The sequence below is a fragment of the Synechocystis sp. LEGE 06083 genome, from assembly GCF_015207725.1.
GTDB classification, from domain to species: Bacteria; Cyanobacteriota; Cyanobacteriia; order Cyanobacteriales; family Microcystaceae; genus Synechocystis; species Synechocystis salina.
On the sequence record NZ_JADEWJ010000121.1, the window covers coordinates 1 to 10366 of the forward strand.

12 protein-coding genes are annotated in these 10366 nt (G+C 48.5%); 7 read left to right on the top strand and 5 right to left on the bottom strand.

The genetic code is table 11. The annotated features are described in order from the left end of the window. Together IQ219_RS10635 and IQ219_RS10640 are read right to left on the bottom strand one after the other, a co-directional pair. A partial coding sequence (locus IQ219_RS10635) for a DNA adenine methylase (protein ID WP_194072579.1) occupies nucleotides 1-433 on the bottom strand: 433 nt, incomplete at its 3' end. Nucleotides 434-447: 14 nt separating this feature from the next. Continuing rightward, complete coding sequence (locus tag IQ219_RS10640; RefSeq protein ID WP_228016945.1) at nucleotides 448-1428, bottom strand: hypothetical protein; 981 nt, start codon at nucleotides 1426-1428, stop codon at nucleotides 448-450. Between the two features lie 85 nt (nucleotides 1429-1513). On the opposite strand from IQ219_RS10640, the gene IQ219_RS10645 reads away from it, so the two are divergent. Continuing rightward, nucleotides 1514-2392 (top strand): Tab2/Atab2 family RNA-binding protein, encoded by an 879-nt coding sequence (locus IQ219_RS10645; RefSeq protein ID WP_194072580.1) that lies wholly within the window; start codon nucleotides 1514-1516, stop codon nucleotides 2390-2392. A 65-nt stretch (nucleotides 2393-2457) separates the two neighbouring features. Here the strand turns inward: IQ219_RS10645 and IQ219_RS10650 are convergent, their stop codons facing one another. Further along, the gene (locus IQ219_RS10650) at nucleotides 2458-3618 is read right to left on the bottom strand and encodes an aminotransferase class V-fold PLP-dependent enzyme (RefSeq protein ID WP_194072585.1); all 1161 of its coding nucleotides are present in this window, start codon (nucleotides 3616-3618) and stop codon (nucleotides 2458-2460) included. Between the two features lie 131 nt (nucleotides 3619-3749). Between IQ219_RS10650 and IQ219_RS10655 the strand changes: the two genes are divergently transcribed. Continuing rightward, a complete protein-coding gene (locus tag IQ219_RS10655; protein WP_194072581.1) occupies nucleotides 3750-5303 on the top strand; it encodes a glycosyltransferase family 39 protein in 1554 nt (517 codons plus the stop codon). Here the strand turns inward: IQ219_RS10655 and IQ219_RS10660 are convergent. After that, on the bottom strand, nucleotides 5300-6196 hold the full coding sequence (locus tag IQ219_RS10660) for a methylenetetrahydrofolate reductase (RefSeq protein ID WP_190599347.1): 897 nt from the start codon (nucleotides 6194-6196) through the stop codon (nucleotides 5300-5302). The two genes, IQ219_RS10655 and IQ219_RS10660, sit on opposite strands and share 4 nt — an antisense overlap. Nucleotides 6197-6403: 207 nt before the next feature. Here IQ219_RS10660 and IQ219_RS10665 point away from each other — a divergent pair, with 207 nt between their 5' ends. The 5 genes from IQ219_RS10665 (at nucleotide 6404) to IQ219_RS10685 (ending at nucleotide 9965) form a co-directional block, all read left to right on the top strand. Beyond that, complete coding sequence (locus tag IQ219_RS10665) at nucleotides 6404-6523, top strand: photosystem II protein Y (protein WP_010872352.1); 120 nt, start codon at nucleotides 6404-6406, stop codon at nucleotides 6521-6523. A 227-nt stretch (nucleotides 6524-6750) separates the two neighbouring features. Continuing rightward, nucleotides 6751-7008 (top strand): chlororespiratory reduction protein 7, encoded by a 258-nt coding sequence (locus IQ219_RS10670; RefSeq protein ID WP_194072582.1) that lies wholly within the window; start codon nucleotides 6751-6753, stop codon nucleotides 7006-7008. A gap of 134 nt (nucleotides 7009-7142) precedes the next feature. Next, nucleotides 7143-9068, top strand: coding sequence for a DNA topoisomerase (ATP-hydrolyzing) subunit B (gene gyrB / locus IQ219_RS10675; RefSeq protein WP_190599349.1), 1926 nt, complete (start codon nucleotides 7143-7145; stop codon nucleotides 9066-9068). 137 nt (nucleotides 9069-9205) lie between these two features. Beyond that, on the top strand, nucleotides 9206-9562 hold the full coding sequence (locus IQ219_RS10680) for a hypothetical protein (RefSeq protein WP_190599350.1): 357 nt from the start codon (nucleotides 9206-9208) through the stop codon (nucleotides 9560-9562). After that, on the top strand, nucleotides 9555-9965 hold the full coding sequence (locus IQ219_RS10685) for an HNH endonuclease (RefSeq protein ID WP_194072583.1): 411 nt from the start codon (nucleotides 9555-9557) through the stop codon (nucleotides 9963-9965). Before IQ219_RS10680 ends, IQ219_RS10685 begins: the two co-directional genes overlap by 8 nt. A 67-nt stretch (nucleotides 9966-10032) precedes the next feature. On the opposite strand, the gene IQ219_RS10690 is transcribed toward IQ219_RS10685, so the two are convergent. Further along, on the bottom strand, nucleotides 10033-10366 hold a 334-nt coding region (locus tag IQ219_RS10690), incomplete at its 5' end, for a transposase (protein WP_194072584.1).

A 10366-nucleotide genomic window follows, 5' to 3' on the forward strand; every position in this document is an offset into this window, starting at 1 on the left:
GTTCTATGCATGATTTACTAAACTTCTCTAAATTTATTTCAGCAACATTCTGGTTAAATTTGAGCCTTTGTTGATAAAAGAAGCTCTTTTGCTCACCTTTATCGAGACAATAATATTCCTGCTGTAACTGATTTAGAAAATCAACTAAATCATCAACATTTTGTTGAATAGTTTTATAAACCAAAACTAATTGCTGGTTGCAGTCAGAGATAAAGAATTTTTCTATCTGGGGATAATTTTGGGCAACATAAAAATACAACGCCCCACCACCAATAAAAGGCTCGGCGTACTTAGTTAGCTGACCAGTGGTGATTTCCGGGGGAAAGAAATTAACCAATTGTTCAATTAACTTTCCCTTACCCCCAGCCCATTTTAGAAATGGTTTGGCGATCGCCTGCTGATTCTTTCCATTGCCGTTGCTGGGCCGTGCCATCGTTAATTGTTTTGTTAGGGAACAACAGCCAAACGCTGGGTAACCAAAACCATACCTTCTGGGGTGACTAATAAGGCGGACAACCACTGGGGATCATTGCCGGCGATCGCCCGTTTAAATAACCCCCCGGCCTGCAATAATTCTAATTTCACCTGGGAAGGATCAATGTAGTTATTAGGGTCTATTTTTTGACTAAAGGCCGTGCCCGCCAGGAGGTCATCCCCAATGGGTTGGCGCAAAATAACATCGAAATCGAATTGTTGGCCCGCCTGCACTTGCTGGGGCAGATTAACGTCCACTTCTGGTGGATTTTCCCCGGCGGTGAGGGTCATTTTTTCCGTCAACACTTCCTGGCGCACCAATTTGTTGTCCATGAAGGTTTGGCGGGAAGTAATTTCTCCATTCAATTGGGCGGTGCGACCCAGCCAAGGCCGTTCACCCTTGATGGTGGTCAAAGTTTCCACCACCACTGCTTGCCCATCCTGTTTCCAGTTTTTTAGTTCGGTGCTGTAGGTCAAATTGCCATAGGTTTCCCAGAGTTGTTGCAGGGTTGTTTCCATCTGAGCAAAGGTCAAACCGTCACTGTTGCTAAATTCAGGGCTGTAAATTTCCCCCAGGCGATCGGTATCGTGTTGATTAGCTACCGCATCAAATTGTTCGATCAAAGCCCGGACTTGGCGCTCTGTAACGGTGCCTTGAGCAATGGTAGCCGCCGTTACTGGTATTGATCCCAACGCTATTAAACCCACACCCCAACCCAACGCCATTAACCAACGGGCTGGGAAAAAGCGGGCAGAAGAGCGGTTAAGGCGGGCGAATCCTTGGGGCTGGGAGATCATATTGGGTAAGGTTCTAGGGCGATGAAAAATGAAACCAGGGGCAGTGAAATCAATCATGTAGAGGTCGGATGGCAAGCCCCCTGCTTCCCAAGATATCTTAAGCTCAGTGGCCTTGGTCCGACAATGGTGATGGGGGCAGTTATAGGCCTGGGCCATGGGACGATGGCAAACCGGGGACAATTGCTTGATAGGATAGCGGTTAGCCCTTTTGGGCTGGCTTTGACAAACATTTAATTGATATATGGGCGTTACCTGGGAATTGGATTTTTATTCACGGCCGTTGTTGGACGATGAAGAAAAAAAGGTGTGGGAAGTACTAATTTGTGAATCTCCCCAGTCCGTGCAACAGTCGCCCGAGGATTTGTTTCGCTATAGCCAGTATTGCCCCAGTTCCACCGTTAATTCCGTTTGGCTCCGGCAGGCCATCGAAGCGGCGATCGCCGAAGCGGGTCAGATGCCCCAAAAGATCCGTTTTTTCCGGCGACAGATGAATAACATGATCAGCAAAGCCTGTGAGGAAGTTGGCATTCCCCCCGTCCCCAGCCGTCGCACCTATGTGCTGGAGCAATGGTTAGACGATCGCCTAGAAAATTTTTATCCCCAACAACCGGGCTATGACCCCAAGTTGGCTTCCTCCACATCGGTGCAGTATCCAGAACTCAATGCCATTGCCTTACCCGATGCAGTGCGGGGCGATCGGGGAGACCAGTGGGCCTTAGTCAGTTTAGCCGCCGCCGATTTTAATGATTTGCCTGATTGGGAGATTAGTTTTGGGGAAAGTTTCCCCCTCTCCCCCTACAATTTGCCCGCCGATTGCCGCATTCCCGGTCTGATCCTCTTTTCCCCCAGGGCTTTACCCTTTGCTGCTTGGTTATCGGGGTTGGAATTGGGCTATTTGCAATACAATACCGACCCTCGTCCCATTGTCCGCCTGGAAACCGGAGCCAGTGATAGTTGGATTGTGGCCAACGTCACCGATAAAACCAGTGAACAGGAAGCCAAGGGATTTGAACAAGCAAAAAAATTAGCCCAGGGCATTCACTTTCTGGCCATCCAAGCCAGCCCCGACAGTGAAGCCTTTGCCGGTTTTTGGTTGTTGCAGGAAACAGGACAAATTTAGGGTTTAGCTCTCTTCAAAACAAGGGCATCTCTCCTTGGTTTACTAAAAGCCTTGGGGATAAATTTTTAGGGGGTAAATTCAGCTAATTTGCTTAATAAATGCTCAATTTCCTCTTCATTGGTAATGTAATGGCAACAGGCCCGGATGCAGTCAGGGTCAGCAATGGTGCGGAGATAGATGCGTTGTTCCTCCAGTTTCTGGACGATCGCCCGGTGGCCCAGGGGAGAATCCACCGTGAAGGAAACCAAACCCGCTTGGGGAGCCAATGTGGCTAAACAATGGACGTGGGGTAGCTGGTTTAAGCCCTGCCAAAGTAGTTGACTGCGTTGACAGATGGCTTGGTAACGTTCCTCGGCGCTGCCTTGCCGTTGGTGTAACTGCAGAGCGGCCAACAAACCAGCATATTGGGGATAGGCGGAGGTGGCCACTTCAAACCGTTTGCCCCCTTCAGCCCAGCCAGTGGGTTCCCCCTTAGCGCCATAGGTAATACTGCGCCAGCCCACATAGGCGGGATTAATGTCCCCCAGGCAATCGTCATGGATATACAGACCCCCGACTCCAGCGGGGCCAGCAAACCATTTATGACCCGTAAAGGCGTAATAATCCACCTCTAGCTGGGAAAAATCTAGGGGTAAAGAACCGGCTGATTGGGCCCCGTCCACTAGGACCCGCACTGGATAATCCCCTTGGTAGCGGCGGCAAACGGCCATAATTTCCGCCAGGGGTAACACCTGCCCCGTGTTCCAAAGTAAATGGCTGAGAATGACCAAACGGGTTTTTGGCCCCAGGTGATCAGCTAATACTGCGGCCGCATCCCCCTGGTTTAAGGTATCTGCCACTGGGAAAAAGCGGTATGTAACCCCAAACCGAGCGGCGATCGCCTGGACAATGGCAATGATGCCGGGATGTTCACAGTCGGTGAGCAAAATTTCATCGCCCTGGTGCCAATCAATGCCCCAAAGCACAATGTCGCAACCAGTGGTGACGTTATCGGTGATGGTGATGGTGTTAGGATTAACGTTAAAAGTTTCCCCCAAAGCTTGGCGTAGTTGGGCAATTAACTGCTGAATGTACTGGTTAACCGCAATGGAAAATGGGCCATTGTCCTGCAGATAGCCATACATGGCCGTAATTGCTTCTAGGGCTACGGTGGGTAAAATACCCTGGCCGCCAAAATTGAAATAGGTTTTATTCGTTAAGCCGGGGAATTGGTGGCGATCGGGCATCAGGTTCACAGGGTCAGCCGTTAGTTGGGGGTAACATCAACAAAATACCTTAGCAAAAACCTAAAGTTCCCCCAAGAACATGGGAAAATGCCCCTCAAGTCCAACCGTCACCACGTCCCCAGACTCTGCCCTTGAACTTTCCTGCCCTTAACGATGATCGGAAATATCTACTGCTACTCACGGCAGCGGCTCTAGTTTTGGCGATCGCCGGTTTGGGTAATGTGGCTCTGCGGGATTTTGACGAAGGTTATTACACTACTACCGCTCAAGATACTTACCTCAGGGGAGATTGGCGTTTTCCTACCTATTTGGGACAACCCTTTTTATCCAAACCACCCCTGATTACTTGGTTGGTGATGGGCAGTTACCATCTGCTGGGCATTAGTGAATTTAGTTCCCGTTTACTCTTAGCCCTAGGGTCTGCCCTGGCGGTGCCCTTACTGTATCTAGTGGGTAAGGAAATTTTTTCTACTCCGAAAGCCGCCCTCTGGAGTAGTTCAGTCTTGTTAACCCTGCTCCCCACCACCCGTCTGGGTCGTTTAACCATGTTAGATGGGGTGATTAATACCTGTTTGCTCTGGTCATTATTCTGTTTACTGAAGGGGCGTAAACAACCCCATTGGTTAGCAGGCATAGGTATGGGCTTGGGCTTAATTGCCTTAGCTAAAGGATTGTTGGTGCTGGCCTTGGCAATGTTATTGGGGATTTTAATTTTTTGGCTGGGTGAAGGGCGGATTTTTAAACGCTGGCAATTCTGGTTGGGGCTGGCGATCGGTTTTGCCCCCGTGCTGTGGTGGTACCAACTGCAATTTGCTCAGTATGGGGAAACCTTCTGGCAAATTCATTTTGAATTCCACAGTTTTAACCGAGTTACCCAGGAATTGGAGGGCAATACAGGGCCGCCTTGGTACTACTTACTAGAGATAGCAAAATACACCGCTCCCTGGCTATTTTTCCTCGTTCCAGCCATGGTGACGACCATCAAACAATGGCGACAGGACTGGGCTAAGGTAGCCATCATTTTTGGCTTTGGCTTTTTAGCAATTATTTCCGCCATGGGCACTAAATTGCCTTGGTATGTCCTTCCCTGCTATCCCTTTTTCGCTCTCATGGGGGGGCATTATCTGGCGGATTTACAAAATCGTAAGCGTTACCCTCGGCTGATTGGTTATCTACTGGCTTTCACTGCCGGGGTTGGCTTGGTGGGGGGACTATACACTGGCTTCACTGAGCGAAGACCGGTGATCATCATCATGGGACTCGTGCTATTTATCGGCGTGGGATGGAGTGCCAGGCAATATCTGAACCATTCTGCCAAATTCGTTAAAACCTTGGTGGTGAGTTTATATGTAACTCTCCTATTTCTTTTTTCCAGCCCTCTCTGGAATTGGGAAGTGAACGAAGCTTTTGCTGTTAAACCGGTGGGGGAGTTAATTAAACAGGCCACTCCGGTAAACACTCTCGTTTATACTTCCTTTGCCTACAGTCGCCCCAGTTTAGATTTCTACGGCGATCGCCAAGTCATTGCTATGAACGATGACCAGTTACGTGCCATGGCCAAGGAGGGGAACTATTTACTGTTGGATCCAGAAGCCCAGACTAGGTTAGGCTTGCCTGGTCTACAACAACGGGGGCAAGCAGGGGAATTTAGTTTATTTTTTAGCCCTAAGGTTGGTAAGCCTTAATTTTCCAGAGGGGCAATGCCAGCCTGGTCGAGGATTTCGGGAATTAGTTCTTCCTTTTTAATCGCCATCAAATGGACTCCCTGACATAGTTCTTTCGCCAGTTTTACCTGTTCGGCGGCGATCGCCACCCCTTCCGTTAGGGGATCTTCGGCCTGGGCCAGGCGATCAATTAAAGAATCAGGAATATTTACCCCCGGCACCACCCGCTTGATAAAAGCGGCATTTTTAGCTGATTTGAAAAGAAATATGCCCGCCAAAATCGGTTTGCCACATCCCACAGCCACCTGGGTCATAAATTTATCCAGGCGATCAAAATCCGTGATCAACTGACTTTGGAAAAACTGGGCCCCGGCTACGAGCTTTTTTTCAAACCGACTTTGCAAACCGGACCAACTCTTTGACTGGGGATCCACCGCTGCTCCAGGAAATAAATCTAGCCTGCCATCCACCAAGGGAGCCTGGTTGAAATCTAGCCCCTGGTTGAGGGAACGGATTAAACTCAACAACCGCACCGATTCTAAATCGTAGACGGCCCTGGCTTTGGTATGGTCCCCCGCTTTGAGGGGATCGCCGGTCAAAGCTAAAACATTGCGTAAACCGAGGGCATAGGCCCCCATCAGATCCGCCTGCAAACCAATTAAATTGCGATCCCGGCAGGTCATCTGACAAATGGCTTCAATGCCCCGTTGTTGCAATAACACACAGGCCGCAATAGAGGACATGCGCAACACTGCCCGACTGCCATCGGTGACATTAACCCCATGGACCCGGCCCCGCAACTTCTCCGCCACCGCCAACATCCGCTCTGGATTACCACCTTTGGGGGGGGTAACTTCTGCGGTAATTAAAAATTCCTTTGCTTCGGCTGCCTGACGAAACCGGCTAATGGTCATTACATGCAATGGTGACAACGGTGGTTTAAGTTCCGAGCGGTGACTGCCTCTCTGACAGGAGATCTTAACAGAATTTTTCCGGTTTACTGGCTGTGGCCATTGCCCCCGACCCCCGGCCATGTTTCCCTTCCCAAGGGATCAGCATTAGGATGTAAGATTAAAAGTGTTCTAAAAATTTATATTCTTTTAACAAAACGAGGTACAGCAATGGATTGGCGTGTAATTGTAGTTGTTAGCCCCCTTCTGATCGCCGCAACTTGGGCCGCTATCAATATTGGGGCCGCCGCGATCCGGCAGTTACAGGACGTTTTAGGTCGCGAAGCCTAGGCCACAACGTCTCGGCGATCACCGATGAATCGATAAAGTATTGTGCAATGGCCCTTCCTGGCCCTGGGCTAGGAGGGTTACTGTTTTCTGGGTTACTTGGTTAATGCTAAGTCTTTCCACTGGAGAGATTTTTGGAGCAATGCCCCATCAGGAAACCCAGAAGACTAAATCCCTACTCGATTAGCCAGCGCCGACCTCCACCTCAACAACATTTTTCAGCAATTGCCATGGTCGATCCACTGATGTACCAAGAAGAAATGTTTGTGTTCTTGGCTGACCAGGAACCAGAAACATTCCTAACTCCGGCGGAAATGACTGCTAAGTTGACGGAGATTTTGGCTGAATACGATCTCCCCCTCCCCCAAGGACTGGATAAATTGCCTACTTTGGCAGCAAAAGCAGAACATTTACGGGACAATTACTGCGACCTCGACCAGGGGGATGGCGGTACTTGGCAATGGTATGTGGTGCGTCTAGAAAAATAGCTTGATCGATCCCATCTCCAAATCAGTTCTCAGTCCTCGATATTAAAGCCTTTAACCCTTTTGTGCTAAGATTTTGAGGGCTTTTGTCATCCCACAGCAAAGATGCCTAAGCTCAGCCTGATTTTGGAGTGACCATGACGACCACGAACTACGGTGCCGATCAAATTCAAGTCTTGGAAGGGTTGGAACCAGTCCGTAAGCGCCCAGGGATGTACATTGGCTCCACGGGGCCCAAGGGTCTGCATCACCTAGTGTATGAAGTGGTTGACAATGCCATTGATGAGGCGTTGGCTGGCTATTGTACCCATATTGAAATTGATATTAATGCCGATGGTTCCGTCACTGTAGTGGACAATGGTCGGGGCATTCCCACGGATATTCATCCCACCACCGGGCGATCGGCGTTGGAAACAGTATTGACAGTGCTCCACGCTGGAGGCAAGTTTGGGGGCGGTGGCTATAAGGTATCCGGTGGTTTACACGGGGTCGGGGTTTCCGTGGTTAACGCCCTGTCCGAGTGGGTGGAAGTGAAGGTTTGGCGTCAGGGTAAGGAACATTTCCAACGGTTTGAGCGGGGCAATCCCATCGGTAGCTTGGCCGCCACTCCTAACGAGGAGCACTCCACAGGTACCCAGGTTGCTTTTTTGCCGGATACCCAAATTTTTAAGGATGGCATCGAGTTTGACTACCATACTCTAGCCAGTCGTCTCAAGGAGTTGGCCTATCTCAATGCTGGGGTACGCATTACCTTTGGCGATCGCCGGGCCGATTCCCTCAAAGAAGAGCAGTTTTATTATGAAGGGGGCATTAGGGAATATGTCACCTATATGACCACAGACAAAACCCCGCTCCACGATGAAATTATCTACACTTCGGGGGAAAAGAATGATGTCCAGGTAGAAGTGGCTCTCCAGTGGTGTGTGGATGCCTACAGTGATACTCTGCTGGGGTTTGCCAACAATATCCGTACCATTGATGGGGGTACCCATTTAGAAGGTCTAAAAGCGGTTTTAACCCGTACCCTCAATTCCGTTGCCCGTAAACGCAATAAATTGAAGGAAGGGGATAGTAATTTAGGGGGAGAAAATATTCGGGAAGGTCTAACCGGGGTAATTTCTGTGAAAGTGCCCGATCCAGAATTTGAAGGGCAAACTAAAACTAAATTGGGTAACACGGAAGTCCGGGGCATTGTGGATACCTTAGTGGGGGAAGCCCTAACGGAGTTTTTGGAATTCAATCCTGGTGTTGCCGACTCCGTTATTGAAAAAGCGGTACAGGCCTTTAAGGCGGCGGAAGCGGCCCGTCGAGCTAGAGAATTAGTACGTCGTAAGTCAGTTTTAGAATCTTCAACTTTACCGGGTAAACTGGCAGATTGTAGCTCCAAAGATCCGTCAGAATCGGAAATTTTCATCGTCGAAGGCGATAGTGCCGGTGGGTCGGCCAAGCAAGGTCGAGATCGTCGTTTCCAAGCAATTTTGCCTCTGCGGGGCAAGATTTTAAACATTGAAAAAACTGACGATGCCAAAATTTATAAAAACACCGAAATTCAAGCCTTAATTACAGCATTAGGCCTAGGTATTAAGGGTGATGATTTTGACATATCTTCCCTTCGGTATCATAGGGTTGTGATTATGACTGACGCTGATGTAGATGGGGCGCACATACGCACTCTTTTGTTGACTTTCTTCTACCGTTATCAGCGGGATTTAGTAGACCAAGGTTACATTTACATCGCTTGTCCACCGTTGTACAAATTGGAGCGGGGTAAAAACCATTTCTACTGTTATTCTGACCGGGAATTGCAGGGGCAAATTAGTCAATTTCCTCCCAACGCTAATTACACCATCCAGCGTTTTAAAGGTTTAGGGGAAATGATGCCCCAACAACTTTGGGATACCACCATGAATCCAGAAACCCGCACGATGAAACGGGTGCACATTGAAGATGCTGCTGAAGCTGATCGCATTTTTACCGTGCTCATGGGCGATCGGGTTGCCCCCCGGCGGGAATTCATTGAAACCTATGGCACCAAGTTAGATCTGACAGATTTGGATATCTAATCCTTTTTTTAAGGACTCTAGGCATGGTTTCGTTGCTGTGCCTAGGGTCGAGAGTATTTCATTAATGTACACAAAAAAACAAGGCGATCGCCAAAAGTGTCTATGCTTGATCTACCATCATTCAGTGAAGGTTAAGCATGCAAATTACCCTAGACATCCCCGACGACATTGCTCAACAGCTTCAACCCCTCCAGGGAGAATTGCCACAAATATTGGCCCTCGGCATACAGCAACTAAACGCTAATCCCAACACAGGCTTGTCTGGACTTACTGAAATTCTCGAATTTTTGGCTCAACTCCCCAGTCCTCAACAAATACTTGATCTACATCTTTCTCCCACCCTGCAGGCCGAGATCGAAACTCTTCTAGAGAAAAATCGCACCCAAGGTCTAGATCCTAAAGAGCAACGCCTTTGGCAACAATATGAATTTATAGAACATCTTGTGCGACTGGCAAAAACCCAAGCCCTGCTGAAACTCCGGGCTGATGAGTAAAAGCTATATTTCTCCATCCCTACGGCGTACTGTTGGCGATCGGGCTAACGATTGCTGTGAATATTGCCTCATCCCTGAAGCTCTATCGCTGTCTTCCCATCATGTTGATCATATCATCGCCGAAAAACATGGCGGCCACAGTACCCTTGAAAACCTAGCCCTTGCCTGTGCTCTCTGTAACCTAGCCAAAGGCAGTGACATCGCTTCTATCGACCCCCATACAGGGGAAACCGTTAGACTCTACAATCCAAGAAAAGATATCTGGACAGACCACTTCACCCTTGAATCTGTAAGCGGACTCATTCAACCCAAAACGGCGATCGGGCGAGTAACCGCCAACCTGCTCCGCATCAATCGGTTAGAAAACCTCACTGTCCGCCAACTCTTGGCAAAAATAGGATAACTCTGATCCCAGAAAGTGGATAGTCCAGACTGGAACTTTTATAGTTAATTAGGATAATTATAAGACGTTAAGCTATGCAGTAATCTTGAATAACCTTATCTATGCTAGTACCAGGAGGTGCGTACATTCTCGCCCTCTTTAATGCACTAAAGTCATGCTCTATATCATTCAAATCTGGAGAATAAGTTGGCAGAAATAACACAATGTGTCCTGCAGACTCTACTATTTCCCTAATCCTTTTTTTTCGATGAATGGGGGCGTTATCCATAATCAGCACCGACGTCATTGTCAATGCTGGTATTAAAAAGAATTCAAGCCATCCTTCAAAACCTGTTGCATTTAAGCTTCCGCTGAATAACATCGGCGCTATTAAGTCTTTTTGCATTTTTCTTCTTCCTGCT